The organism is Kitasatospora sp. NPDC085464, from assembly GCF_044541955.1.
Classification (GTDB): domain Bacteria; phylum Actinomycetota; class Actinomycetes; order Streptomycetales; family Streptomycetaceae; genus Kitasatospora.
This window is the reverse complement of sequence record NZ_JBITTM010000041.1, coordinates 61,962-86,327: the sequence shown is the minus strand read 5'-3', so window position 1 is coordinate 86,327 and position 24,366 is coordinate 61,962. Positions and strand designations below refer to the sequence as shown.

Below are 24,366 nucleotides of genomic sequence, written 5' to 3'. Positions count from 1 at the left end.
GGGGCGTGGCAGCATCGCTAATGCGACCAGGGTCGCGATAGTGCTCGGAGGGGTGGACGTGGAACTGTTCGAGGTGGCGGGCGAGGGTGCCGGGCCGTACGGGGTCGCCGTGGGGGCCGACGGGGCGGTGTGGTTCACGCTGGTGCACGCCGGGGAGGTCGGGCGGCTGGCGGCGGACGGCACCGTGGAGCGGTACGGGCTCGGGGCGCCGGAGTGCGGGCCCGCCGTGATCGCGGCCGGCCCCGACGGGGCGATGTGGTTCAGCCGGATGCGCGATCACCGGATCGGGCGGATCGACGCGGACGGGACGGCGAGCTCCTTCGCACTGCCGGGCGAGGGCGCCGGGCCGTACGGGATCGCCGCCGGGCCGGACGGGGCGGTGTGGTTCACCGAGATGACCGCGAACCGGATCGGGCGGATCACCGTGGACGGAGACGTGACGGAGCATCCGCTGCCGGTTCCCGGGGCGTTCCCGTCGCTGATCACCGCCGGGCCGGACGGCGCCCTGTGGTGCACGCTCAACCAGGCGGACGCCGTCGCCCGGATCACCGTGGCGGGTGAGGTGACCGTCCACCGGCTGCCCACCGGCGGAACCGCGCCGGTCGGGATCACCGCCGGGGCGGACGGCGCGCTCTGGTACGTCGGCATCGGCGGCGGGCTGGTCGGGCGGATCACCGTGGACGGCGAGGTGACGGAGCACCCGCTGGCCGACCGGGCGGCCAAACCGCACGCGATCGCGGCGGGCCCGGACGGCCGGCTCTGGTTCACCGAGTGGGGCGCCGGCCGGATCGGGGTGCTCACCCCGGACGGGCGGCTCGACGGCCACCCGATCCCGGGCGGGGGCGCCGAGCCGCACGGCATCGCCCTCGGCCCGGACGGCGCGGTGTACGCGGCGCTGGAGCGCGGTCAGATCCTCCGCCTCGACCCCGCCCGGGGTTGACGGCTCCGTCCAGGGTTGACGGCACCGTCCAGGGTTGACGGCTCCGCTCAGGGCTGACGGCGCAGCAGCTCCTCCAGGTCGGCGAGGAGGCCGAGGGCGGCGGCGCGGTCCGGGGCGGGCTCCGGGGCCGGGGTGCGGTCGGCGATCACCCGCAGGGCGGCGGCGGCCTGGCGGGCGAACATGGCCAGCAGGTCCAGCTCGGGCAGGCTCGCGCGGGCCTGCGGGGCCGGGTCCAGGACCTCCAGCACGCCGAGGACCCGGCTGCCGTGGGTGAGCGGCGCGGCCATCAGGGCCTCGGGAACGTACGCGGTGGACTCGGCGAAGTCCCGGTCGAAGGTGCGGTTCGCGCCCAGGTCGTCGACCACCATCGGCTCGCCCGAGGCGGCGACCCAGCCGGCGATGCCCCGGCCGGCCGGGAAGCGGCGGCCGACCAGGGACTCCTCGCCGCGCCCGGAGACCGCCTGGAACACCAGCTCCCCGGCCGTCTCGTCGAGCAGGCAGACCGAGCCGGCCTGGGCGCCGAAGATCGCCCGGGCGACGTCCACCACGGACTGCAGCAGCTCGCGGGCCAGCGGATCGACGGCGGGGTCAGTGCTGAGGGTCATCGGGCGCCTCCGGGGTGGGGGTGGTCGGGACCTGGACGTTGGCCGCGGTGAGGTAGAGCGCGCTCTTCAGCTGGAAGGTGGTCAGCCTCGGCCGCCGGGACAGGATGCGGGCGCAGAGCCCGGCCACGTACGGGGTGGCGAAGCTGTTCCCGGTGGTGCGGATGGTCGCCCCGCCGAGCCAGGGCACCCGGACGTTCTGGCCGGGGGCGAAGAACTCGACCGGCGGCGCCGGGTTGTACAGGTGCAGCGCCGGGTCGTCCTCCTGGTGGCTGCCCACCGAGATGACCGAGGAGAACCGCCACGGGAAGCTCTCCACCGGGGTGTTGTGGGCGGAGGCGACGATCGCGGTGCGGGCGAAGAAGGCGTCGTCGGCGATCGCGTGCAGCTCCTCCAGGAAGCGGGTCCGGGTGGTGGAGAGGCTGAGGTTGACGACGTCGAAGCCCTGCCGGACGGCCCAGCGCAGGCCTTCGATCAGCATGTCGCCGGTGCCGGTGAAGCGCTCCCCGAGCACCCGGACGCTGTAGAGCTCGCAGTCCGGGGCGGTGCGGCGGATGATGCCGGCGCAGGCGGTGCCGTGGCCGCAGGTGTCGCCGGCGGTGTCGGGGCGGACGGTCAGCTCCCGGGTGACCGGGTCCTTGACCACCGCCCAGGAGCCCTGCAGCGGGCCGACCAGCGGGTGGTCCGGCTCGACCCCGGAGTCGACCACGCAGACCCGCACGCCCTTGCCGGTGCCGTCGCTGTCGTCGCCGCCGTCGGCGAGGCGGTCGGCCAGGACCGGCAGGTCGGCGGGGCCGCGGTCGCGCAGGCTCCAGGTGAGGCCGGCCGGGCCGCTCACCGGGTGCCCCCGAGCCGCTCGGCCCGCCGGACGCCCGGCAGGTGGCCCTTGGCGGCGAAGTGGTCCCGGGCGAGGGCGGCGGCCACGGCGGCCTCGGCGGGGCGGTCGAGCAGCAGCAGGGCGTGCGCGCGGTCGAGCGCGGTGAGCGCCCGGAGCAGCAGCGACTCGGTGGCCTCGGCCGCGTCCAGGGCGGCCGCCGTGAGGTCCAGCGCCGGCAGGGCCTCGCCCCGGGCGGCGGCGAGCCGGCCGCGCAGCGCGTCCAGCTCGACGGCGAGCACCGGCGGCAGCGAGGCGACCGCGTCCGCGCCGTCCAGGTGCCGGGCGGCCTGGGCCGGGCGGTCGGTGTCCAGCAGGACCCGGGCGGTGGTGAGGGCGAGGCGCGGCAGCGGGGCGGCGGTGCCCTGGTGGCGCGCGATCTCGGCGGCGTCGGCCAGCAGGTCCAGCGCCTGGCCGGACTGGCCGGTGGCGGCGGCGGCCTGGGCGGTCAGAGCCGGCAGCGCGACCATGGCCTCCGCCAGGGACAGTTCGCCGGCCAGCCCGTTCGCCTCGGCGAGCAGCAGCTCGGCCTCCTCGGGGCGGTCCCGCAGGGCCAGCAGGACGGCCAGCGGGCCGTTCAGCGCGACCCGCACGGTCCGGCGGCCGGTACCGTGCTCGGCGAGCAGGGCCCGCAGCCGGAAGGTGGCGTTCGGCACGGGCTCGGGGCCGGCCAGCAGCGAGGCGGCCAGCGCGGCCAGCACGGCGGCCCGGTCCAGCTCGGCGTCGGTGCGGGAGACGTGGTCGAGCGCCTGCTCCAGCAGCTGCTCGGCCTCGGTGTGCCGGCCCGCCAGCAGGCGCTCCTCGGCGAGGCGCAGCCGGGCGCGGGCCTGGCCGAGGTCGTCCCCGGTGTCGGTGAACAGGGGCAGGACGGCGCGGGCGGTGGCGGCGGGCTGGTCCTGGCCGGGCGGCAGGCCGCGGGAGGCCAGGGCGAGCCGGGCGTGCGCGGCGTCCAGCGGGTCGGCGGCCGCGTCCCGCACCTGGGCGAGGACGGGCAGGGCCTCGTCGGCGCGCCCGACGGCGAGCCGGGCCTCGCCGAGGCGGCGCAGGACGGGTCCGGCGGCGCGCTCGTTGGGGTAGTGCAGCCGGACGGCGCGCTCCAGCAGGTCGACGGCGGCGGGCAGGTCGGCGCGGGCCAGGGCGCCGGCCCCGGCGGCGCCGAGGGCGGCGGCCGCGCGGGTGCGCAGGGTGTCGGTGCGGGCGTCCAGCAGGCCGAGTTCCAGCCGGTAGCGGTGGGCGCGCTCCAGGTGGCCGCCGACGGCACCGTCCCCGGCGGAGCGGACGGCGGGCAGGTCGGCGGCGCGCTCGTGGCGCTCGGCGCGGGCCCGCTTGGACATGGACTGGTAGACCGACTCCTGGACCAGGCCGCTGCTGAACCGGTAGCCGGGGCCGGTGGGTTCGACCAGGCGGCGCTCGGCCAGCCGGGCCAGCGCGGCGTGCAGCCGCGGCGGGGTGGACTCGCCGTCGGCGGCCGGGCCGGCCGGCAGGCCGTCGATCGGGCCGGTGAAGACGTCGTCCTCAGGGTCCGCGAAGGTGTCCTGATCGCTGCCGCCGTGGGCGAGTTCGGCCAGCTCGGCGGCGGTGAAGGCGCGGCCGAGCACGGCGGCGAGGTCCAGCGTGGCGCGCTCGTCGCGTTCCAGCCCGTCGATCTGGGCGCTGAGCAACGCCCGTCCGGTCGGCGGGAGTTCGTCGTGCCCGGGGCCCTCGGCCTCGGTGAGGGCGGCCAGCAGCTCCTCCAGGTGCAGCGGGTTGCCCTCGGCGCGCTCCAGCAGCCGGGACGGCACCGTGTCCTGGTGGGCGCTCAGCTCGGTCAACTGGGCGGCGAGCAGGGCGGACTCGTCCCAGGACAGGCCGCCGACCGGGAGCGCCGGCAGCTCCGGGCGGGCGGCCGGGAGCTCGGGGCGGGCCAGGCAGAGCAGCAGCACGGGGGCCGTGCCGAGCGCTTCGGCCAGCCGCTCGGCGGCGTCCAGCAGGGCCGGGCCGGCCCACTGGCAGTCGTCCAGGACGAGGACGGCGGGGCGCTCCACGGTGCGTCCGCGCAGGATCGCGGCCAGCAGCTCCAGCGACTGCCCGGCGCCGACGCCCGGCGCGGTCGCCTCGTCCAGCCGGGCCAGCGCCTCGGCCGGGGCGGCGCCCTCGGGCTCGTCCAGCAGGGTGCGGACGGCCTCGGCGAGCGGCGCCAGCACGCCCTGCTCGCCGAAGCTGCGGCAGCGGGCGGTGCCGCAGCGCGCGGTGCGCCGGCCCACCCGCTCGCGCCACTCGCGCACCAGCCGGGTCTTGCCGATCCCGGGCTCGCCCACCACCAGCAGCAGCTCGGCGCCCGAGCCGCCCGCGACCCGGGCCAACGCGGCGTCCAGCTCGGCCAGTTCGCGCTCGCGGCCGACCAGCGGGACGTCGAAGCGGCGCAGCAGCTCCGGGTCGTCCTCGTCCAGGCCGACCAGTCGGTAGGCGGTGACCGGTTCGGCCTTGCCCTTGAGCTGCAGCGGGCCGACCTCGTCCACCTGGGCGGCCGGGCCCGCCGCCCGCAGCGTCTGCGGGCCGATCAGCACCTGCCCGGGGGCGGCCCGGGTCTGCAGCCGGGCGGCGATGTTCACGGTCTCGCCGGAGATCAGCGCCTGGCGCGCCGAGGCGTCCGAACCCGCCACCACCTGGCCGGTGTTGACGCCGATCCGGACGTCCAGGCGGACCCCGAGGGTGGCGTCCAGCTCGGTGTTGAGGTCCTCCAGGTCCTCCAGCATGGCGAGCGCGGCGGCCAGCGCCCGGTGGGCGTCGTCCTCGCGGATCACCGGGACGCCGAAGACGGCCATCACGGCGTCCCCGATGAACTTCTCCAGGGTGCCGCCGTGCGCCTCGATCTGTCGGTGCATCCGCTCGAAGTAGCGCAGGATCACCTCGCGCAGCGTCTCCGGGTCGAGCGCGCCGGACAGGGCGGTGGAGTCGACCAGGTCGCAGAACACCACCGTGACCAGCTTGCGCTCCTCGGCGGCCAGGTCGAGGGCGGCGGCTCGCGGGGTGCCGCAGGAGGGGCAGAACTGGTCGTTCGTGGCGACGAGTTGGGCGCAGAGTGGGCAGGGCATGGGGCCGTCCTTCGGTCGTCCTCCGCTGTGCGGGGCGTACGGGGCGCGGGCGCTGCGGGTGCTCGGGCGAGGCCGGTGCCGCGTGCGTGGGCGTTCGGGCGTTCGGGCGTTCGGGCGTTCCGGGTCAGGGTCGCGGGGGTGGCTTCGGGCCCGGTTCGGGAACGCCTGGCGGCCGGTATGGCCGCAGGTGGAGCGGGGTGCGGGGGCGGCGCGCGGCGCCCCGGCGGCCCGGCCGGAGGTGTCGGCGGCGCCCCGGCCAGCGGCCATACCGGTACCCAACCGGCTCCGAAGCCGGGCGCAGCCGGCCGCGCCCACCATGGTCGGCACGGCGGCCGGAAGTCGGTCACGACGCCGCCGTGACCACCGCGACAACCCACCTGTGGAAGGGAGTTCGACCATGGCTGAGAACATGGACCAGAACCTCGGCGAGAACGGCGAGGAGACCCCGGAGGTCGAGGCGCACGCCGCCAACGTCCTGGACCTGCAGTCGATGAAGGTGCTCTCCGAGGCCTCGGACGGCAACTGCTTCAGCCTGATCAGCTACGTCGCCGGCGCCGAGACCTCCGCCTGAGGCACCGGCTGTCACCGGGCCGGCCTCCGGACCGGTCATCAGGCCGAACGCGGGGGCGGGCGCACCACCGTTCCCGGCCGCCGGCCGTAGCGCAAGGCTTCCGGGGCGGCCCCGTCACGACGGGGCCGCCCCGGCCCGATGCCACCACCCACCACGGAGGACGGCCATGGAGCCCACCCCGCTCGCCCGCAACCGGGACTTCCGGCTGCTCTGGGTCGGCGGCCTGCTGGCCTCGCTCGGCTCCCAACTCGCCTCGATCGCGCTGCCGTTGCTGGTCCTGCGGGAGACCGGATCGGCCGCCCGGGCGGGCGCCATCGGCACCGTCTCGGTCGGCGCGCTGCTGCTCACCATGCTGCCCGGCGGCGTGCTCGCCGACCGGATCGAGCGCCGCCGGCTGATGCGGATCTGCGACGTCGGCAGCCTGCTGGCGGTCAGCGCCCTGGTCGTCGCCGTGCTGCGCGGGCACACCCCGTTGCCGCTGGTCCTGCTGGTGGCCGCCGCCGGGGCGCTGATCTCCAGCGTCTACGGACCCGCCGCCGGCGCCCTGCTGCGCGCGGTGGTGCCGCGGGAGCAGGCCCGGGAGGCCTCCTCACGGATGCAGGCGCGCGGCGCCGCGGCCCGGCTGGTCGGACCGCTCGGCGGCGGCGCGCTGTTCGCCTGGCACCCGGTGCTGCCGTTCCTCGCCGAGGGCGTCGGACTGCTGCTGTCGACGGTCTGCGTGGCCCTGATGCGGACCCGCTCGACGCCCGCCGAGAAGAGCGGATCGGTGTTCAGTAGACAGGAGTTGACCGCCGGGCTGGCCTTCATCTGGCAGCAGCCCTACCTGCGGACCCTGCTGCTGATCTTCGGGCTCGGGATGAACTTCGCCTTCAGCGCACTGATGTTCGCCACCCTGGCCGTCGCCTCCGACGGCGGGCACTCCGGGATCGGCGGCGGCACGGTGGTCTCCTGCACCGCGGCCGGCGCCCTGGCGGGTGCGCTGCTCGCCCCCCGGCTGGGGAGTAGAGCACGGGACGGCAGCCTGGTGGCGCTCGCCTGCTGGGCCTCCGCGCTGACGGCCGGGGTGCTGACGGTGACCAGGGCGCCGCTGGTGATCGGGCTGCTCTGCGCCGCCTGCATGTGCCTGTCCACCATCGCCAGCATCGGCTTCGTCTCCGGCATGCTGCTGGCCGCGCCGCCGGACCGGATCGGCCGGGTGCAGAGCGCCGCCGGCTTCCTGTCCACCCTGATCCAGCCGTTCGGCCCCCTCGTGGGCGGCACCCTGCTCGGCTCGGTCGGCGGCACCCGGACCTTCGGCCTGCTGGCGCTCGTCATCGCGCTCTGCGCGGCCGTGGTCACCTGGGCGCCGCCGGTGCGGCGCGGACCGGCGCCGGTGCCCGCCGTCTGACCCCCCGCACCGCTCGCCCCGGAGTGACCGGAAGAGGAGGCGCGCCATGGCCGGCGCCCACGAGACCCAGCTGTACTGCCTCGCCGACCCGCTGTACTACGACACCCCGGGGCGGCTGCGCGACCGGGCGAGCCGCTACGCGCCGGGGCTCGGCGAGCCGCCCGAGGGCTGGCGGCGCGAGCAGCGGGGCCTGTGGACCGTCCTGCGGCCCGACGGCGTCCGGCTGCCGGAACAGGGCTGGAAGCTGCACGTGTCGGCGGTGGAGGACGGCGCCGAGGAGACGCTGGCCGTCGTCGCAGGGATCTGCACGGCGCGCCGGGTGGCGTTCAAGTTCCAGCGCAGCGCGGCGGCGCTGCGGGTGGCGAACGGCAAGTTCACCGGCCGCGGGAGCAGCGGCAAGTTCGTCACCGTGTACCCCGTCTCGCCGGAGCAGTTCGTCGAGCTGGCCGAGGAGTTGGCGGCCGCGCTGGACGGGCGCCCCGGGCCGTACGTGCTGACCGACCTGCGGATCGGCAACGCCCCGGTGTACGCGCGCTACGGCGCGTTCGTCGAGCTGTGGTGCGAGGACGGGGCCGGCCGGCCGGTGCCCGCGCTGCGCGATCCCTCCGGAACGCTGGTCCCGGACTCGCGCGAGCCGGTGTTCCGGCTGCCGGAGTGGGTCGAGCCGCCCGCGGCGCTGCGCCCGCACCTGGCCGCGCGGGAGGCGGCCGCCGGCCACCTGCCGTACCGGATCACCGAGGTGCTGCAGTTCTCCGGCGCCGGCGGGATCTACCGGGCCGAGCGGGCAGACACCGGGGAACGGGTGGTGCTGCGCGAGGCCCGCCCGTACGCCGGGCTGGACTCCGCCGGGGCGGACGCGACCACCCGGCTGCGGCGCGAGCAGTGGGCGCTGGAGCGGCTGGCCGGGCTGGAGTGCGTGCCCCGGCTGCACGAGGTGCGCACGGTGTGGGAGCACACCTTCCTGGTGCAGGAGCACATCGAGGGCGTCCAGTTGTTCGCCGAGGCGATCCGGCGCTACCCGCTGGTGCACCAGGACTGCACGGCCGAGCAGCGCGCCGAGTACGCGCAGTGGGTCGCCGGCGTGGTCGCGGGGCTGGAGAAGGCGCTCGGCGCGCTGCACGAGCGGGGCGTGCGCTTCGGCGACCTCCACCCGGCCAACGTGGTGCTCCGGCCGGACGGCTCCGTGGTGCTGGTGGACTTCGAGTACGCGGCGCAGCTGGACGACCGGCGGGTGCCGACGGCCGGCCCGGCCGGGCTGCGGATCCCGCCGGGCCTCGACGGCGCCGAGGCCGACCGGTTCATGCTGTGGGCGACCTGGCTGATGCTGCTGATGCCGGTGCTGGAGCTGGCCGACCGCGACCCGGGCAAGCTCGCGGCGCTGGAGCGGCGGGCACGGGCGTGGTTCGGACTCGGGCCGGAGGAGGGGCCGGTGCGCCCAGGCGTGTTGACGGCACGGACGGACTCGGTGAGCGAGCGGCGGGGCCGGGAGCTGCTGGCCGGCCCGTCCTGGACTGCGGCGCGGCGCGAGCTGGTCGCGGGCATCCACGCGGGCGCCACCCCCGACCGGCCGGACCGGCTCTTCCCCGGGGACGTGGCCGGGTTCGCCGACGGTGGTACGGGCGTCGCGCACGGCGCGGCCGGGGTGCTGTACGCGCTGCACCGGGCGGGCGCCGACCGGCCGCAGGAGTACACGGACTGGCTGGTCGCGGCGCTCCGCCGGCGCGGAGCCCGGCCGGGCACGGGCGGGCTGTACGACGGCCCGCTCGGCGTCGCCGTGGTGCTGGCCCGGCTGGGGCGGCCGGAGGCGGCCGAGGAACTGCTGGCCGGGGCCCGCGCGGCCCGTCCGGCGCGTCAGGCCGGCCTGTTCGGCGGGCGGGCCGGCGCCGCGCTCGCCCGGCTGCGGCTGGCGGAGGCGCTGGGCGGCCGGCGGGAGGAGGCGGCCGCGCTGGCCGACGCCTGCGAGCTGGCGGCGGTGGTCCGCGGCGAGCCGGTGGACGGCCTCGACGCGCCCGCGGCGGCCGGGCTGCTGTACGGCCTGGCGGGCATCGCGCTGCTGCAGCTGCGGCTGTACCGCCGGACCGGCGAACGGTGGCTCCTGGACTCGGCGCGGCTGGCGCTGGAGCGGGCGACGGCGCAGTGCGTCCGGGTGCCGGACGGCTCGCTGCAGGTGCTGGAGGCCGGACGGCGGCTGGCGTACCTGGACCGCGGGAGCAGCGGGATCGCGCTGGTGCTCCGGGAGTACCTGGAGACGGCCGAACTGCCCGGCGGGGAGGCGTTCCTGGCGGACGTGCGGAAGGTCTGCGCGCCCGGGTTCATCCGGGAGCCGGGGCTGTTCCGCGGGCGGGTCGGCCTGACGCTGGCGCTGGACCGGGTGGGCGGGGCACCGGAGGCCGTGGCCGGGCAGGTGGCGCGACTGCAGTGGCACCTGGTGGCGCGGCCCGAGGGGCTGCTCGTCCCCGGGATGCGGCTGCGGCGGTTCTCGGCGGACCTGCACACGGGGGCGGCGGGCGTGCTGCTGGGGTTGTGGGGGCTGGAGGAGGAGCATGGGGGCGTGCTGGACCTGCTGACCCTGGGGTGAGGCCCCGTTCGGCGGCCGCAGGGCCCCCGGCGGAGGGGCCCGGCGCGGCGTCAGGAGGCGGCGGTGAGCGGATCCGCGGCGCGTTCGCGGGCGTGCAGGTGGGTCAGCCGGGGCAGCGCGTAGAGGGCGGCGTGGGCGGTGACCTCGCCGGTGGGCGAGGTGACGGCCCCCGTGTCGGTCAGCGCCTCCAGGGTGCGCAGGGCCAGGCGTTCGGGGCGGCCGAGGGCGGCGGCGGCCTCGGGGAGGGTGAAGAGCAGCGACAGCGGCAGCGCGGCGAGCCGGGCGAGGGCCAGGCGGCCCTGGTCGGTGAGGTCCCGCCAGCCGGAGTCGAGGCGGGCGCGGACGGTGACGTCCCCGGCGACCAGCTCGTCCAGGGCGCCCGCCGGGTCCTCCAGCCGGGCCGCGTACTCGGCGAGCGGGAGGTGGCGCAGCACGGCGAGCCGGGTGCCGGCCACCCGGACGGCGAGCGGCAGCAGCCCGCAGGCGGCCACGATCCGGGCGGCGGCCGCGCGGTCGGTGCCGATCCGGCCGGTGCCCACGATGCGGCCGAGCAGTTCCAGGGCCTCGGCGGGCGTCAGCGGCGGGACGGTGATCCGGTGCACCGAGGCCAGGCCGGCGAGCTGGCTGCGCGAGGTGACCAGGACGGCGCTCGGGCCGTGGCCCGGCAGCAGCTCGCGGACCACCGACTCGTCCGGGGCGTCGTCCAGGACCAGCAGCATCCGGCGTCCGGCGAGGGAGGCCCGCCACAGGGCGGCGGCCTGGCCGGGGTCGGCCGGGGCGGGGTCGGCCGGGGCGGTGCCCGGTCGGCCGGTGAGGGCGGCGAGTTCGGACAGCACCTCGGGCAGCGGGCGCGGGGCGCCGTCGGCGGTGCGCAGCCGGACGAGCAGCCGGCCGTCCGGGAACCGGTCGGCGAGCAGGTGGCCGGCGTGCACGGCGAGCGCGGTCTTGCCGCTGCCGGCCGGGCCGGAGAGCACCGTGACACCGCCGCCCGTACCCGACTCGTCCACCAGCTCGCGCAGTTCGGCGCTGCGTCCGGTGAAGTCGGCGGTGTCGGCGGGCAGCAGGACACCGTGCGGGGCCGCGCCGCGCTCGGGGCGGGCCGAGGCGGGCCCGGAGCGGCCGCGGGCGAGCAGTTCGCGGTAGCGGGCGGTCAGGGCGGGGCTCGGCTCCAGGCCCAACTCGCGGGCGAGCAACTGGCGGTGGGTGTCGTAGACGGCGAGCGCCTCGGCCTGCCGGCCGCACAGGTGCAGGGCGTTCATCCGGGCCGCCTGGAGGCGCTCGCGCAGCGGGTGGCGCTCGGCGGGCTCGGCCAGCTCCTCGGCGACGGCGGCGGCGTTGCCCAGCTCCAACTCCGTCTCCGCCCAGTCCTCGTGGACGCCCAGGCAGCGGGTCTCCATCCGCTGGGCCTCGGCCGCGACGGCGGGGGAGGAGCGCAGGTCGGCGAGCGGCGGGCCCTGCCACAGATCGAGGGCCTGGCGCAGCAGCCGGGCGGCCGGGGCGAGCGCGCCGCCGTCGGCGGCGGCCCGGCCGGCCCGGGCGAGGGCGCGGAACTGCAGGAGGTCCAGCTCGGGTTCGGCCGCCCGGAGCAGGTAGCCGCCGGCCGAGTGGACCAGCCGGTCGGGCCCGTACTCGCGGCCCAGCAGGGTGCGCAGGGTGCAGATGTAGACCTGGAGGTTCTTGCGGGCGGTGCGCGGCGGCTCCTCGGGCCAGACCGCGTCGGTGAGCAGGTCGACCGGGACGGCGGTGTTGGCGCGGCTCAGGAGGACGGCCAGCACCAGTCGCTGCTTCAGCGGGCCGAGGGCCAGCGGGCGGCCGTCGGCGGCGCCGGTGAGCGGGCCGAGGACGGAGAAGCGCAGCAGCGTGGGGGCGGCGGGCTGGGCCAGGGGCATCGGCGTACCTCCGGGGCGAGAGCGGTTCTGCGGTGGTTCTGCGGCGGTTCCGGGGCGGTGTCGGCGGTGCCGGGGGTGCGGAAGCGTGCGGGCGTGGTGCCGGGCGGTGCGGCGTCTGTGCGGGACGTTCGATCGCGGTCGTCGGTGGGCGCAGGCTACTTGACGGTTGATCGGCACTGAAGGGCACGGGATCGGGCGGGTTCACGCACGCCGCCCTCACCATCAGGGCGTCCCGGGGTGGGACCGGCGGGTGGATTCGCACCGGTGTACGGATGGCGTTCCGGCAGGTCGGGCGGGCTGTGCGGCAGGGCCGGCACCCGGAGCGGGGGCGGCGCGCCGTCGTCCGCCGGCTGGCCGCCCGGGGGCGTGGGGAACGCGCCGTTCCGGTGGTTCTCGACCGGGCCTCCGCGGCCGGGTGAGCGCGGCCCGAGCGGGACGGCGGTGGCCGGGAGGTCCCGGTCCGCCGGTCGGGAGGTCCCGGTCGGGGCCCGGGAACTCGGGCCCAGCGGCCCCGGCCGGGCGGGCCCAACGGCCCTGGGGCGGGGAGCCGGCCTGTTCGGATCATGGAGCGCCAATCATTCGCACGACGTTCCAAAGGAGCGGGTCCTTGAGCGCCACCCAGGCACAGGGCGACCCCGTACGACCGCCGACGGCCGTACCGGCCACGGCGGTTCGGGCCAGGCGGCCCGGTTCGGCCCTGGTCAGGCTGCTGACCACCACCGACCACAAGACGATCGGCACCATGTACCTGGTGTCGTCGTTCGCGTTCTTCCTGATCGGCGGCATCCTCGCCCTGGTCATGCGCGCCGAACTCGCCCGGCCGGGGACGCAGATCCTCTCCAACGAGCAGTTCAACCAGGCCTTCACCATGCACGGTTCGGTGATGCTGCTGCTGTTCGCGATGCCGCTGTTCACCGGCTTCGCGAACTGGATCATGCCGCTGCAGATCGGCGCGCCGGACGTCGCCTTCCCGCGCCTGAACATGCTGTCCTACTGGCTGTTCATGTTCGGCTCGCTGATCGCCGCCGCCGGCTTCGCCACCCCGCAGGGCGCCGCCGACTTCGGCTGGTTCCTCTACGCGCCGCTGTCCGACGCCGTCCACTCGCCCGGTGTCGGCTCCGACATGTGGATCATGGGTGTGACGCTCTCCGGCTTCGGCAGCATCTTCGGCGCCGTCAACTTCATCACCACCATCATCTGCATGCGCGCCCCCGGACTGACCATGTTCCGGATGTCCATCTTCTGCTGGAACGTGCTGCTCACCTCGGTGCTGGTGCTGCTGGTCTTCCCCGTGCTGGCCGCCGCGCTGCTCGCCCTGGAGGCCGACCGCAAGTTCGGCGCCCACGTCTTCGACCCCGCCAACGGCGGGGCGATGCTCTGGCAACACCTGTTCTGGTTCTTCGGCCATCCCGAGGTGTACATCCTGGCCCTGCCGTTCTTCGGCATCGTCTCCGAGATCATCCCGGTGTTCAGCCGCAAGCCGATGTTCGGCTACGCCGGCCTGATCGCCGCCACGGTCGCCATCGCGGGTCTGTCGGTGACGGTCTGGGCGCACCACATGTACGTCACCGGGCAGGTGCTGCTGCCGTTCTTCTCCTTCATGACCTTCCTCATCGCGGTGCCGACGGGCGTGAAGTTCTTCAACTGGGTCGGCACCATGTGGAGGGGCTCGCTGAGCTTCGAGACCCCGATGCTGTGGACGGTCGGCTTCCTGGTCACCTTCCTGTTCGGCGGCCTGACCGGCGTGCTGCTCGCCGCGCCGCCGATCGACTTCCACGTCTCGGACTCGTACTTCGTCGTCGCCCACTTCCACTACACGCTGTTCGGCACCGTGGTCTATGCGATGTTCGCCGGCTTCCACTTCTGGTGGCCCAAGATGACCGGCAAGAAGCTCGACGAGCGCCTCGGCCGGATCACCTTCTGGACACTGACCGTCGGCTTCCACGCGACCTTCCTGGTGCAGCACTGGCTCGGCGCCGAGGGCATGCCCCGCCGCTACGCCGACTACCTGGCGTCCGACGGCTTCACCACCCTCAACACCGTCTCCACCATCGGCTCGTTCCTGCTCGGCCTGTCGATCCTGCCGTTCCTCTACAACGTCTGGAAGACCGCCAAGTACGGCGAGAGGGTCACCGAGGACGACCCGTGGGGCTGGGGCCGCTCCCTGGAGTGGGCCACCTCCTGCCCGCCGCCGCGGCACAACTTCGTCAGGCTGCCGCGGATCCGCTCCGAATCCCCGGCCTTCGACCTGCACCACCCGGACATCGCCGCCCGGGACGTGCTGGAGAACAGCGGCAAGCCCGCCACGCACCTGGGCGACGTGGAACCGGCCAGGTACGACCGGCCGCTGAGCCGGGCGGACCGCGCCCGGGTGGCGTCGGCCGCCCCCGTCCCGGCGCCGGCCGGAGGTGCGGCCGCCGACGCTCCCACCGGTTCGCCCAACTCCGGCGGCTGAGGCCGCTCCCCGGAACGCCGTCCCCGCCCGCGTCGCTGCCCCCGGGCGGGCGGGGACGGCCCGTCAGCTCCCTCCCCTTACCCCTTTCACCCCTCTCACCCCTTCGTGACCAGGAAGGCCGGGTCGTGAACCACACCGTTCTCGCCATCGGCACCGCTGCCCTCACCGCGAGCGGCTGTGTCTGGTACCTGCCCGCCATCGCCGACCTCCAGGCCGGCGCCGACCGCCCCCGCTCCACCCGCACCGCCGCGGCGGCGTGCGTGCTCTGGTGGGCGGCGCTCGCGCTGGCGGGCGGACTGCTGCTCGTCGTACCGGACTGGCAAACCGCCGCGCAGATCGCGCTGGCCGGCCTGGTCGGCGGTGCGGCGCTGCGGGTGCGCGCGCAGTGGGACCGTCGGCAGGAGGTGCGGGAGACGGCGGCGCGGTGGGCCGCGCTGGACACCGGCCCCGCCCCGCGCACCGGCCGGCCCCTCGCCGTCGCCCTCGCGGGCTGGCTGGTGGTCGGCGCCGCCGTCGGCTCGCTGGGCGCGGCGGCGATCCTGCTGTCGGGCGACGGCGGGATCGGCCCGCGCGTGGTGCCGGCGGGGGTCGGCGGCGCGGCCGTCGCCCTGGGGTTCCTGCTGGTCGGGCTGGGGAACGCGAGGCGGCAGGGCCGCTGAACGCGAGGACGGAGGACGCGCGCCACGCCGCCGGCGCGAATGGGGCCGTTCGGCCCTGGGAGACGGCCGCACGGTGGGCGATGATGCCCTGGGCCCCGCTGGGAGTGTGCGGGGGTGACGAAGGTGGAGCCGAGTGATGGCGACCAAGACGGAGGGTGCCGGGGCCCCGGCACCGGTCCGGGTGTTCCTGCTGGACGACCACGAGGTGGTGCGCCGCGGGGTGCACGACCTGCTGGACGGCGAGCCCGACCTGGAGGTGGTCGGCGAGGCGGCGACCGCCGAGCAGGCGCTGGTCCGGGTGCCCGCCCTGCGGCCCGACGTCGCCGTGCTGGACGTCCGCCTGGGCGACGGCGACGGCGTCACGGTCTGCCGCGAACTGCGCTCCCGGATGCCCGACCTCGCCTGCCTGATGCTCACCTCCTTCGACGACGAGGAAGCACTGTTGGACGCCGTGATGGCGGGCGCCGCCGGGTACGTGCTGAAGCAGATCAGCGGCACCGACCTGGTCGCCGCCGTCCGCACCGTCGCCTCCGGCCGGTCGATGCTCGACCCCGGCGCGGCGACCCGCCTGCTCAACCGGCTGCGCAGCGACGCCGAACCCGCCCAGCCGGTCACCACCGGCCCCGGGCTGACCGTGCGCGAGCAGGAGGTGCTGGCGCTGATCGGCGAGGGCCTGACCAACCGGCAGATCGGCGAGCGGCTCTACCTCGCCGAGAAGACGGTGAAGAACCACGTCTCGCGGCTGCTCGCCAAGCTCGGCGTGGAGCGCCGGGTGCAGGCCGCGCTGATCGCCACCGAGCTGCGCCAGGCGTCCGCCGCCGCCCAGCCGTCCCCGCTGCGCGGCGGCCGGGGCTGACGGCGGCGGGGCTGACGGCGGGGGCCCGGGCTGACGGGCCGGGGCGGAGGGGCCGGGGCTCAGGGGCTGACGGACAGGCCTGACGGGCCGGGGCGGAGGGGCCCCCGGCGGGCGCCGCCGGGACCATCGGCCCTCGTGAGCGGGCCCCGGTCCGGGTGAGCATCGCCGGTATGAACCGCGACCACGTTCCGGCCCCCCGGCCCTCCTCGTACGACCGGCCCGCCCTGCCCGGGCTCCGTGAACTCGCCCCGAAGCGGGCGTTGGAGCTGCTGGCCCGGGCCGCCGTCGGCCGGGTGGTCCACACCGTCGGAGCCCTCCCGGCCGTCCTGCCGGTGCCCTTCCGGCTGGTGCCCGCCGGCGTGCGGTCTCCGCGCCCGCCGACTCCGAACCGGCCCGGGCGGTCGACGGCGCCGTGATCGCCTTCGAGGCCGACGAGGTGGACGGCCGGGACGGCTCCGGCTGGTTCGTCACCGTCCTCGGCCACGCCCACGTCCGCCGGGCCACCGCGACCGCCCTCGACGCCCTGCGGATCCGCATCCGCCCGGAGCTGGTCATCGGCCGCTGCCTGGCGTAGCGTCCGAGGGCGCCGGACCCGGGCCGGGCCGGACATCGCCGACGGAGGGACCGCGACGCCGTGTTCGACCCCGTGATCGCCGCACTGTACGAGCGGGACGAGACCAGCCGGTCGCTGGGCATCGCCCTGGAGGAGGTGTCCGCCGGGCGGGCGGTGATGCGGATGACGGTGGCCGCGACGATGGTCAACGGGCACGGTACGGCGCACGGCGGCTTCCTGTTCCTGCTGGCCGACGCGGCCTTCTCGTACGCCTGCAACAGCCACGGCCCGGTGACCGTCGCCCAGGCCGCACAGGTGGCGTTCCTGGCCCCGGCGGCCGTCGGGGACGAGCTGGTCGCCGAGGCGGTGGAGCGTTCGCGGGCCGGGCGCGGCGGGATCTACGACGTGACGGTGCGCCGGGTGGACGGCAAGGTGATCGCCGAGTTCCGGGGGCAGAGCGTGACGATCGGGGGCCGGCCGCAGCCGGCGGCCTGAGTCGGGGCCTCAGTCCTTCGGGCGCTCGTCCAGGACCTGCTGGAGCTTGCCGGTCCGCGGGTTGGTGACCAGCTCCGAGCGCGGCACCCACTCCACCGCGAGGTCGTGCAGGCTGCCGAGGGCGACCTCCGAGGGGTAGAGCGGCAGGGCCGCGTAGACGGCCTCGACCAGCCGGTCGGCGAGGTCGGCGGGCGGCAGGCCGAGGTGGCCGAGCCGCAGGATCAGGCCGTCCCGGCCGTCCCAGCGCCGCTGCACCAGCTGCATCCCGGCGATGTGCCGGTCCGGGTCGGCGGCGATCAGGACGGCCCGGACCTCCTCGGTGGGCAGGGTGACGGTGCCGACCCTGGCGCCCTCGGCGGAGCGGCCGAGCAGCCGGAAGCGGCGGCACCCGCCGTCCGTCCACTCGGCGCGGTCGCCGGTGGGGTAGCGCAGGATCGGCATCAGGGTGCGGAACAGGTTGGTGACGACGACCCGGCCGGGCCTGCCGGGGGCGGTGATCGCCTCGCCGGTGGCCTCGTCGAGCAGTTCCACCACCGTGCGGTCGGCGAAGGCCTCGTGGACCCGGACGTCGTCCCCGGGGACGGGGGCGCCCACCAGCCCGGCGTCGTTGGAGGCGTAGCCGACCGACGCGACGGCCGCCTTCGGGAAGGCCCGGGACAGCAGCGGGCGGAGGTCGGCGAAGAGCAGGTCGCCGCCGAACAACAGGAGTTCCACGCCGTCGGCGCGCTGCCCCCGCTCGATCAGGCACTCGGCGACGGCGCTGAGCTTCATCGGTTCGCCGGCCAGCACCTGCACGTCGAAGCCGGCGATCAGGTCGGCGATGTACGGGTTCGGGGCGGCGCCGCCCACGCCGAGCCGGACGTTGTCCACCGGCGCGTGGTGCAGGGCGTTCTCGATGTAGAGGAAGCCGCCGTAGAGCTCGCCGGCGGTGAAGAGGTTGGCCACCCGGTGTCCGGGCCGCAGGCCGGCCCGGACGAGCCCGGCGCCGAAGGCGGTCACCGAGTCGGCGTGTTCGGTGCGGGTCCACGGCGAGAACTTGGGGACGCCGGTGGTGCCGCCGGTCTTGTAGACGCCGGCGTCGGTGAGCGGGCCGGTCAGCACCCGGTTGTCGGGCCAGGTGTTGGCGGCCCAGAACGCGGCCTGGTCGATCACCGGGAGCAGCTCGATCCGGTCGGCGTCCGGGGGCAGGCCGCGGTAGAGCTCGGCGTAGAACGGGGAGTTGGCGCGGGCGAACCGGATCAGCTCGGCCAGGGGCTTCGCGGGCATGGGGGCTCCGTGGGGCAGAAGGCGGGTCGGGCGACAGGCGAGCAGGCAGACGGGCGGGCGGACAGGCGGACAGGCGGGTCAGGAGGCGGCGGGTGCGGGCTGCCCGAGCCAGGTCCGGGCGAGGGCCTGGACGGCGGAGCCGTCGGGGTCGGCGAGCTTGGCGGCCAGGTACGCCGCGGCCCACGGGTCGGTGGGCACCCGGAACGGCGGCCGCCGCTCGCGCAGGGTGCGGACCACGACGTCGGCGACCTCCCGGGCGGGCCGGCCGGCCGACTCCCAGCCCTGGCCGGCGACCCAGTCCAGGTAGCCGGCGAAGGTGGGCGCGTACGGGCCGGAGGCGGCGTGGATGGTGGTCCGGTCGATGTCGGGGAAGACGCCGAACGCGGTGTCCGGGACGAAGCCGGGCACCACCACCGAGACCCGGACGCCGTGCGCCGCCGCGACCGGGGCGAGCGCCTCCATGAACCCCTCCACGGCGAACTTGGCCGCGCAGTAGGCCTCGTTGAACGGCTGGCCGACCACTCCGTGCACGCTGCCGACGGTGACCAGCCGCCCGCAGGCGGCGCGCAGCAGCGGCATCGCGGCCCGGCTGACCGCGGCGACGCCGAAGAAGTTGACCTCCAGGTTGGCGCGCAGCGCCGCGTCGGTGGACATCTCCAGGGTGGGGTCGGAGTTGGACACGCCCGCGTTGTTGACGACCGCGTCGAGCCGCCCGTACGAGCGGTGCACGGCGTCCAGGCAGGCGGTGACCGAGCCGGGGTCGGTGACGTCCAGCCGGCGGACGTCCACGGTGACCCCGGCGGCCCCGGCCGCGCTGCGCAGCGCCTCGGCCCGGTCGGGCTCGCGCATCGTCGCGACCGTGGCGTAGCCCGCGCGGGCCGCGGCGACGGCGGTGGCCAGGCCGATGCCGGAGGAGGTGCCGGTGATCAGCAGGACTCTTCCGGCCGGGTCGGTGAGTTCCTCCCCCTCGGGCTCGCTCGTGCTCTCCACGGGCTCGTTCATGCGGTGCCGCCCTCCGTCCGCGGTTCGGCGGCGTCCAGCAGCGGTTGGAGGCCGAGGGCCGGGAGGAAGGAGCAGGCGGCGAGCAGGGTGCCGCCGGCCATCACCGCCCGGGTGGCGTCCAGGATTCCGAGCGGCCCGGTGAGCAGCGAGACGGCGAGGCCGCCGACCAGTGCGGCGAGCGGGATCACCCCCCAGGTGACGGTCCGGAAGGCGGCGTGCATGACGCCCTGGTTGTGGGCGGACATCCGGGACTGCCGGCACGGGGCGCTGCACACGTTGATGCAGGACATGAAGAAGCCGTAGCAGCCCATGGTCACCGCGATCACCGGTCCGGCGGGCAGGGCGGGCGCGGCGAGCACGCCGAGGCCGACCAGGCAGTGCAGCAGCAGCGACCAGGCCATCGTCCGCCCCAGGCCGAACCGGCGGGAGAGCCGGGGTGCGACCACGGCCCCGGCCAGTGCGCCGAGCGCGGCGACCGACATGGCCGCACCGAAGACGCCGACCTGCACGCCCAGGCCGCGGTAGGCGAGGACGGGCAGCACGGTGACGAAGACCGGCCCGCCGCAGTTGAGCGTGACGGCGGCCAGGACCACCCGGCGCAGCACCGGGTCGGCCCAGTTGAGCCGGAAGCCGCGGGCGAGCCGCTCCCGGATCGAGCCCTGCTCCACCGTCCGTTCGCCCCACGGGCGCATGGCGCGGAAGCAGACCGCCGAGACCAGGTAGCTGGCCGCGTCGACCAGCAGGGCGGCCACGCCGAGCGCGCTGTAGAGCGCGGCGGCGACGGACGGCCCGGCGACCTCGGAGACCGAGCCGCTGCCCTCCAGCCGGGAGTAGGCGCGGACCATGCCGTCCTCCGGCACCACGGCGGGGACGGCGACGAGATAGCCGACGTTGAAGAAGATCGTCGCGCCGCTGATCACCGCCACGCAGCCGAACAACAGCGGGGTGGAGAGCGCGTCCAGGGCGTAGGCGAGCGGGATCACCGCCACCGCGACCAGCCGGACCAGGTCGCAGACGAGCATCGTGCGGCGCTTGTCCCAGCGGTCGACCAGCACCCCGGCGACCGGCCCGAGCAGCGGTATGCCGAGGTACTGGGCCATCGCCACCACGCCGACCTGGAGGGCGGAGGCGTGCAGCACGAAGATCATCAGGGTGGGGACGACGAAGACCGTGACCTTGTCGCCGACCAGGCTGACGGTCTGCCCGGCCCAGAAGAGCGAGAAGCCCCGGCCGAGCAGCGCCGGGCGGGCCGGGTCCGCGGTGGCGGCACGGGCGGAGTCCGCCGTCACGACTCCTCCCGGACGACCAGGGCGGCGGTCTTGCCGGTGCGGCCGTTGCTGACCAGGTCCGCCACCGGGCGCACCCGGAAGGACCCCGGGTCGTGCTGGAAGGCCGTGCTGAGGGTGAAGGTGGCGGCGAACAGCTCCTTGCGCAGCCGCTCGACGTCCGGGGCCGCCGTCGGGTCGGTGGCCAGCAGCAGCAGCTCCACGGCCGTCGCCCGGCCGCCCCGCTCGGTGAGCACCACCTGGGCCCGGGCCACGCCCGGTTCGCGCTCCGCCCGGGCGATCAGCTCGTCCACGTCCAGCCCGAGGCCGCGGACCTGGACGACGCTGTCGCGCCGGCCCAGGACGCGCATCGCCGGCTCCGGGCGGCCGCACGGGCAGGCGGTCAACTCGCCGGCGTCGCCGGTGCGGTAGCGCAGCACCGGGTTGAGGACCGCCGGGTCGAGGGAGGTGAAGTCCAGCAGGCCGTCGGCGTCGGCGTGCACCAGCTGGGTCGGCAGCGGGTGGAAGACGTCCGCCGCGCAGTCCGGGGTGTTGGTGCCCACCACCCAGGTCTCGGTGCTGCCGAACATGCCCCAGCGCCGCGCCCGCGGGGCCACCGCGGCCAGGTCCTCCGCCAGCTGGTCCTGCCAGGCCTCGCCGAGCCACAGCACCTTGCGCAGCGACGGCAGTTCGAGGCCGGCGGCGCGGGCGTGGGCGAACCAGAGCCGCAGCACGCTGGGCGTGCCGCCGATGGCCGTCACCCGGCGTGCGGCCAGGAAGTCCAGCCAGTCGCCGTACTCCTCCGCGGCGACCGAGCCGAGCGCGATGATCCGGCAGCCGGCGAGGTCGGCGAGTGCGGCGGCGAGGAAGTGCGCGCCCCACATCCGCCCGGCGCCCCAGGCGTTGACGAAGACGTCGGTGCGGTCGAGGGGCTGCCAGTGGGCGTGCACGCCGGCCATGTAGAAGCCGGTGGGGGCGTAGCCGACCTTGGGGGCGCCGGTGCTGCCGCCGCTCTGGAACAGCCAGGTGGCGGACTGCTCGGCGGCCGGCTCCAGGTGGGCGAGGGCGGTGTTGAGGTCGTCCTTGGCCAGCGGCGGGAGTTCGGCGAGCCGGTCCAGGGTGTCGACGCCGAGGCGGTCCGGGTAGCGTGCGGCCAGGTCGGGGACGCTCCGCAGCCGCTCCAGGGTGTGCCGGGCCACGTGCAGCCGGGGCCCGGCGGCCTCGGGGGACAGCGAGAAGGCGGTCATCGGGGGTCCGTCCGGTGGTCGGTGGAGGTGACGGGTGAGGCGGGGGCCGGGGCGGGGTCGGGTGCGGGTTCGCGGACGTCGGTGGCGCCGGAGAGGTCGAGGGTGAGCGGGCGGGCGCCGTCGGCCAGCCACTTGGCGTGGCCGTCCCGGTAGGCGGCGAACCGGGCCCGGGTGACGTCCCGCTGGAGGGTGCGGTCCGGGTCGGTGAGGTCCGGGGCGATCACGCCGTCCGGCTCCAGCTCGGAGAACCAGTACTGCTCGCCGTCGTGCAGGAAGTCGACGCAGAAGAACGGGATCGGCAGCCGTTCGGCGAACCAGGCGGTGGCGGCGGCGAGTTCGGGCGGCACCGGCGGGAACTCCATGGCGCCGCCGCGGCTGGCGTTGGCGACCGGGGAGCCGGGTTCGGGGGTGCGCTTCATCACCGCGTACGGCCGGCCGTCGACCACGTAGACCCGGTAGTCGACGGTGCCGTCGCCCAGGTACGGCTGGATCACCAGGGTGGTGTCGCCGCCCTGGGCGAGGCTGGCCAGGCCCCGGACGTCCTCCGGGCCGCGGGCCAGGTTGATCCCCCCGCCGCCGCACCAGCCGGCGGGCTTGACGATGGCCGGGTAGGTCATGTTCCCGAGCGCGACCTCGTAGCCGTGCTTGGCGGTGTCCCGGCCCGTCCCGATCCGCACGGTCGGGATGGCCGGCACCGGGGAGCCGGCCAGGAACAGCAGGGTGGCCAGCTTGTCGTTGCCGATCAGCGACACCTGCGGCGGGAACGGCAGGTAGAAGCCGGCCTGTTCGAGCACCGCGTACAGCGCGTACTGGTTGAAGACGTCCATCGACTGGTACGGCAGCGAGTAGAGCGCGGTGATGAAGAGGGTGTCCTCGGGGGTGACGGGCTCGTCGTCCACGTACACCCGGGGCCGGCCGGGCGCGGTGGCGTCCACGGTGACCGCGTCCGGGGCGTGCCGGCTCCAGCGCAGCCCGAGGTCGGCGGCGCTCTCGGCATAGAGGTCCCAGAAGAAGCCGTGCCACATCTGCGCCATCCGGGAGGACTCCCGGTCGGGGAAGATCCAGCACATCCGGCGCAGACCGTCGGCCGGGGGACTGCTGCTCATCGTGCTCCTCGGGCTGCTCGGGGCGCCTGCGCCGCGGCGGGTTCCTGCGCCGCGGGGCGTGTCGGTGCTGCGGGCGGTGTCGGTGCTGCGGGGGGTGCGTGTGCTGCGCGGGGCGCCGGTACGGCGGGGGGTGTCCGTGCCGCTCCGGGCGGGGCGGAGGGCCCGGCCCACCAGCAGCGGCCGGCCGCGGGGAGGGTGTCCACCGGGTCGTAGTAGGGGTGGCGCCGGTCGAGCGCGGCCTGCGGGCCGCCGTCGGCCTCCAGGCTGGTGCGGTAGTTCTTGGTCCAGTACGAGATGCCGCGCTCGCGGTCGTACTCCACCGCCTGGTGCACCCAGCGCTTGCCGACGTGCGGGACGTCGCAGACCAGCCGCGGGGTGGCGTACCCGGGCAGGTAGCCCATGATCGCCTCCTGCAGGTGCTGCGCCCGGTGCAGCGGGGTCCGCCAGTGCTCCGCGCCCGGGACGAGGTCGCAGAGGTAGAAGTAGTACGGCAGGACGTTCGCCTCGCCCTGCAGCGCGAAGCAGAGGTCCAGCAGGTCCTCCGGGGTGTCGTTGACGCCGCGCATCAGCACGCCCTGGTTGCGGACGTCCCGCACGCCCGCGTCCAGCAGCGCCCTGGCCGCCTCGGCGACCAGCGGGGTGACCGAGCGGACGTGGTTGGCGTGCGTGTGCACCGCGAGGTTGACGGCGCGGCGGGCGGCGACGGCGGCGACCCTCGCCACGCCCTCCAGTACCCCGGGCTGCAGCCAGTGCTGCGGCAGGCCGACCACGGCCTTGCTGGCCAGCCGGATGTCGCGCACCGAGCCGAGGTCCAGCAGCCGCAGCAGGAAGGTCTCCAGGCGCGGCCAGGGCACGTTGGCGAGGTCGCCGCCGGAGACCACCACGTCGCGCACCGCGGGGGTGCGCTTGAGGTAGTCGAGCATCTGCTCCTGCCGGTCGGCCGGGCGCAGCCGCAGTCGGGCCTTGGTCACCTGCGGCGTGGAGGTGCCGACCAGGTCCATCCGGGTGCACTGGCCGCAGTACTGCGGGCAGGTGGCGGTCAGTTCGGCCAGCACCTTCGTCGGGTAGCGGTGGGTCAGGCCCTCCACCGCCCACATGTCCGTCTCGTGCAGGGAGTCCCGTTCGGCCAGCGGGTGGCTGGGCCAGCGCGGGTGGCGGTCGCTGCGCACCGGCAGCATGTAGCGGCGCACCGGGTCGGCCAGGAACGCCTCAGTGAAGGCCTCCGGGGTGGTGGGCGCGCCGGGTGCCATGGTGTTCAGCACCTGCGGCGGCAGCAGGATCGGCATGGTGGCGACGTCGGCCTGGTCGGCGGCGAGTTCGTCGTAGAAGCGGTCGGTGAGCAGGTCGCCGGCGACGGCCCGCAGCTGGCGGGCGTTGCGGACGGAGTGGGCGCGCTGCCACTGGGCGTCGCGCCACTGCGCCGCGGTGACCTGCCGCCAGCCGGGCAGCCGGCGCCAGTCCGGTTCGACCAGCGCCGTCCGCACGTACTGGTACGGCTGGCGGATCACGGGGTGGTCCACGGGGTGGTCCACGGGGTGCTCCACGGC

General features: G+C 76.0%; 20 protein-coding genes. 10 read left to right on the top strand and 10 right to left on the bottom strand.

Annotated features, from left to right (window positions below):
* The first annotated feature begins 52 nt into the window (after positions 1-52).
* Positions 53-940, top strand: a complete 888-nt coding sequence (locus ACIGG8_RS31590) for a virginiamycin B lyase (RefSeq protein ID WP_396552109.1) — start codon at positions 53-55, stop codon at positions 938-940.
* 47 nt (positions 941-987) lie between these two features.
* Here ACIGG8_RS31590 and ACIGG8_RS31585 read toward each other — a convergent pair whose 3' ends face one another.
* The 3 genes from ACIGG8_RS31585 to ACIGG8_RS31575 are packed head-to-tail and all read right to left on the bottom strand — an operon-like array spanning position 988 to position 5,490.
* Positions 988-1,545, bottom strand: coding sequence for a GAF domain-containing protein (locus tag ACIGG8_RS31585; RefSeq protein WP_396552108.1), 558 nt, complete (start codon positions 1,543-1,545; stop codon positions 988-990).
* Positions 1,529-2,380, bottom strand: a complete 852-nt coding sequence (locus ACIGG8_RS31580; protein ID WP_396552107.1) for a S8 family peptidase — start codon at positions 2,378-2,380, stop codon at positions 1,529-1,531. The genes ACIGG8_RS31585 and ACIGG8_RS31580 overlap by 17 nt, the downstream gene beginning before the upstream one ends.
* Positions 2,377-5,490: an adenylate/guanylate cyclase domain-containing protein gene (locus ACIGG8_RS31575; protein WP_396552106.1), complete on the bottom strand. Its 3,114-nt coding sequence runs from the start codon at positions 5,488-5,490 to the stop codon at positions 2,377-2,379. The genes ACIGG8_RS31580 and ACIGG8_RS31575 overlap by 4 nt, the downstream gene beginning before the upstream one ends.
* 397 nt (positions 5,491-5,887) lie before the next feature.
* On the opposite strand from ACIGG8_RS31575, the gene ACIGG8_RS31570 reads away from it, so the two are divergent.
* The 3 genes from ACIGG8_RS31570 to lanKC all read left to right on the top strand — a co-directional run bounded on the left by ACIGG8_RS31570 (position 5,888) and on the right by lanKC (position 10,026).
* On the top strand, positions 5,888-6,061 hold the full coding sequence (locus ACIGG8_RS31570; protein WP_350525212.1) for a hypothetical protein: 174 nt from the start codon (positions 5,888-5,890) through the stop codon (positions 6,059-6,061).
* A gap of 166 nt (positions 6,062-6,227) precedes the next feature.
* A complete protein-coding gene (locus ACIGG8_RS31565) occupies positions 6,228-7,448 on the top strand; it encodes an MFS transporter (RefSeq protein ID WP_396552105.1) in 1,221 nt (406 codons plus the stop codon).
* Between the two features lie 46 nt (positions 7,449-7,494).
* Positions 7,495-10,026 (top strand): class III lanthionine synthetase LanKC, encoded by a 2,532-nt coding sequence (gene lanKC, locus ACIGG8_RS31560; protein WP_396552104.1) that lies wholly within the window; start codon positions 7,495-7,497, stop codon positions 10,024-10,026.
* A gap of 50 nt (positions 10,027-10,076) precedes the next feature.
* Here the strand turns inward: lanKC and ACIGG8_RS31555 are convergent, their stop codons facing one another.
* Positions 10,077-11,915 (bottom strand): BTAD domain-containing putative transcriptional regulator, encoded by a 1,839-nt coding sequence (locus ACIGG8_RS31555; RefSeq protein WP_396552103.1) that lies wholly within the window; start codon positions 11,913-11,915, stop codon positions 10,077-10,079.
* A gap of 742 nt (positions 11,916-12,657) precedes the next feature.
* Between ACIGG8_RS31555 and ctaD the strand changes: the two genes are divergently transcribed.
* The 6 genes from ctaD (at position 12,658) to paaI (ending at position 16,933) form a co-directional block, all read left to right on the top strand.
* A complete protein-coding gene (gene ctaD, locus ACIGG8_RS31550; RefSeq protein ID WP_396552119.1) occupies positions 12,658-14,370 on the top strand; it encodes a cytochrome c oxidase subunit I in 1,713 nt (570 codons plus the stop codon).
* Between the two features lie 125 nt (positions 14,371-14,495).
* Positions 14,496-15,029: a hypothetical protein gene (locus ACIGG8_RS31545; RefSeq protein WP_396552102.1), complete on the top strand. Its 534-nt coding sequence runs from the start codon at positions 14,496-14,498 to the stop codon at positions 15,027-15,029.
* A 136-nt stretch (positions 15,030-15,165) separates the two neighbouring features.
* Complete coding sequence (locus ACIGG8_RS31540; protein WP_396552101.1) at positions 15,166-15,885, top strand: response regulator; 720 nt, start codon at positions 15,166-15,168, stop codon at positions 15,883-15,885.
* Between the two features lie 170 nt (positions 15,886-16,055).
* The gene (locus tag ACIGG8_RS31535; RefSeq protein WP_396552100.1) at positions 16,056-16,301 is read left to right on the top strand and encodes a hypothetical protein; all 246 of its coding nucleotides are present in this window, start codon (positions 16,056-16,058) and stop codon (positions 16,299-16,301) included.
* Positions 16,298-16,459, top strand: coding sequence for a hypothetical protein (locus tag ACIGG8_RS31530; RefSeq protein ID WP_396552098.1), 162 nt, complete (start codon positions 16,298-16,300; stop codon positions 16,457-16,459). The genes ACIGG8_RS31535 and ACIGG8_RS31530 overlap by 4 nt, the downstream gene beginning before the upstream one ends.
* A gap of 60 nt (positions 16,460-16,519) precedes the next feature.
* Positions 16,520-16,933, top strand: a complete 414-nt coding sequence (gene paaI / locus ACIGG8_RS31525; protein ID WP_350525219.1) for a hydroxyphenylacetyl-CoA thioesterase PaaI — start codon at positions 16,520-16,522, stop codon at positions 16,931-16,933.
* 9 nt (positions 16,934-16,942) lie between these two features.
* Here paaI and ACIGG8_RS31520 read toward each other — a convergent pair whose 3' ends face one another.
* From ACIGG8_RS31520 to ACIGG8_RS31495, 6 genes are all read right to left on the bottom strand, one after another.
* Positions 16,943-18,199, bottom strand: a complete 1,257-nt coding sequence (locus tag ACIGG8_RS31520) for a phenylacetate--CoA ligase family protein (RefSeq protein ID WP_396552097.1) — start codon at positions 18,197-18,199, stop codon at positions 16,943-16,945.
* A gap of 78 nt (positions 18,200-18,277) precedes the next feature.
* Positions 18,278-19,201, bottom strand: a complete 924-nt coding sequence (locus ACIGG8_RS31515; RefSeq protein ID WP_396552096.1) for an SDR family NAD(P)-dependent oxidoreductase — start codon at positions 19,199-19,201, stop codon at positions 18,278-18,280.
* Entirely contained in the window at positions 19,198-20,490 is a 1,293-nt protein-coding gene (locus tag ACIGG8_RS31510; protein ID WP_396552095.1) for an MFS transporter, read from the bottom strand. The genes ACIGG8_RS31515 and ACIGG8_RS31510 overlap by 4 nt, the downstream gene beginning before the upstream one ends.
* Positions 20,487-21,713, bottom strand: a complete 1,227-nt coding sequence (locus tag ACIGG8_RS31505) for an AMP-binding protein (RefSeq protein WP_396552094.1) — start codon at positions 21,711-21,713, stop codon at positions 20,487-20,489. Before ACIGG8_RS31505 ends, ACIGG8_RS31510 begins: the two co-directional genes overlap by 4 nt.
* On the bottom strand, positions 21,710-22,819 hold the full coding sequence (locus ACIGG8_RS31500) for a RimK family alpha-L-glutamate ligase (RefSeq protein WP_396552093.1): 1,110 nt from the start codon (positions 22,817-22,819) through the stop codon (positions 21,710-21,712). Before ACIGG8_RS31500 ends, ACIGG8_RS31505 begins: the two co-directional genes overlap by 4 nt.
* Positions 22,816-24,351, bottom strand: coding sequence for a KamA family radical SAM protein (locus ACIGG8_RS31495; RefSeq protein ID WP_396552092.1), 1,536 nt, complete (start codon positions 24,349-24,351; stop codon positions 22,816-22,818). The genes ACIGG8_RS31500 and ACIGG8_RS31495 overlap by 4 nt, the downstream gene beginning before the upstream one ends.
* Positions 24,352-24,366: the final 15 nt, after the last annotated feature.

Excerpts from the sequence above, each read along its gene's own strand:
- ACIGG8_RS31585 (WP_396552108.1), bottom strand. The coding sequence starts at position 1,545 with ATGACCCTCAGCACTGACCCCGCCGTCGATCCGCTGGCCCGCGAGCTG.
- ACIGG8_RS31575 (WP_396552106.1), bottom strand. The coding sequence starts at position 5,490 with ATGCCCTGCCCACTCTGCGCCCAACTCGTCGCCACGAACGACCAGTTC.
- ACIGG8_RS31570 (WP_350525212.1), top strand. The coding sequence starts at position 5,888 with ATGGCTGAGAACATGGACCAGAACCTCGGCGAGAACGGCGAGGAGACC.
- ACIGG8_RS31565 (WP_396552105.1), top strand. The coding sequence starts at position 6,228 with ATGGAGCCCACCCCGCTCGCCCGCAACCGGGACTTCCGGCTGCTCTGG.
- lanKC (WP_396552104.1), top strand. The coding sequence starts at position 7,495 with ATGGCCGGCGCCCACGAGACCCAGCTGTACTGCCTCGCCGACCCGCTG.
- ACIGG8_RS31555 (WP_396552103.1), bottom strand. The coding sequence starts at position 11,915 with ATGCCCCTGGCCCAGCCCGCCGCCCCCACGCTGCTGCGCTTCTCCGTC.
- ctaD (WP_396552119.1), top strand. The coding sequence starts at position 12,658 with ATGTACCTGGTGTCGTCGTTCGCGTTCTTCCTGATCGGCGGCATCCTC.
- ACIGG8_RS31540 (WP_396552101.1), top strand. The coding sequence starts at position 15,166 with ATGGCGACCAAGACGGAGGGTGCCGGGGCCCCGGCACCGGTCCGGGTG.
- ACIGG8_RS31535 (WP_396552100.1), top strand. The coding sequence starts at position 16,056 with ATGAACCGCGACCACGTTCCGGCCCCCCGGCCCTCCTCGTACGACCGG.
- ACIGG8_RS31520 (WP_396552097.1), bottom strand. The coding sequence starts at position 18,199 with ATGCCCGCGAAGCCCCTGGCCGAGCTGATCCGGTTCGCCCGCGCCAAC.
- ACIGG8_RS31515 (WP_396552096.1), bottom strand. The coding sequence starts at position 19,201 with ATGAACGAGCCCGTGGAGAGCACGAGCGAGCCCGAGGGGGAGGAACTC.
- ACIGG8_RS31505 (WP_396552094.1), bottom strand. The coding sequence starts at position 21,713 with ATGACCGCCTTCTCGCTGTCCCCCGAGGCCGCCGGGCCCCGGCTGCAC.
- ACIGG8_RS31500 (WP_396552093.1), bottom strand. The coding sequence starts at position 22,819 with ATGAGCAGCAGTCCCCCGGCCGACGGTCTGCGCCGGATGTGCTGGATC.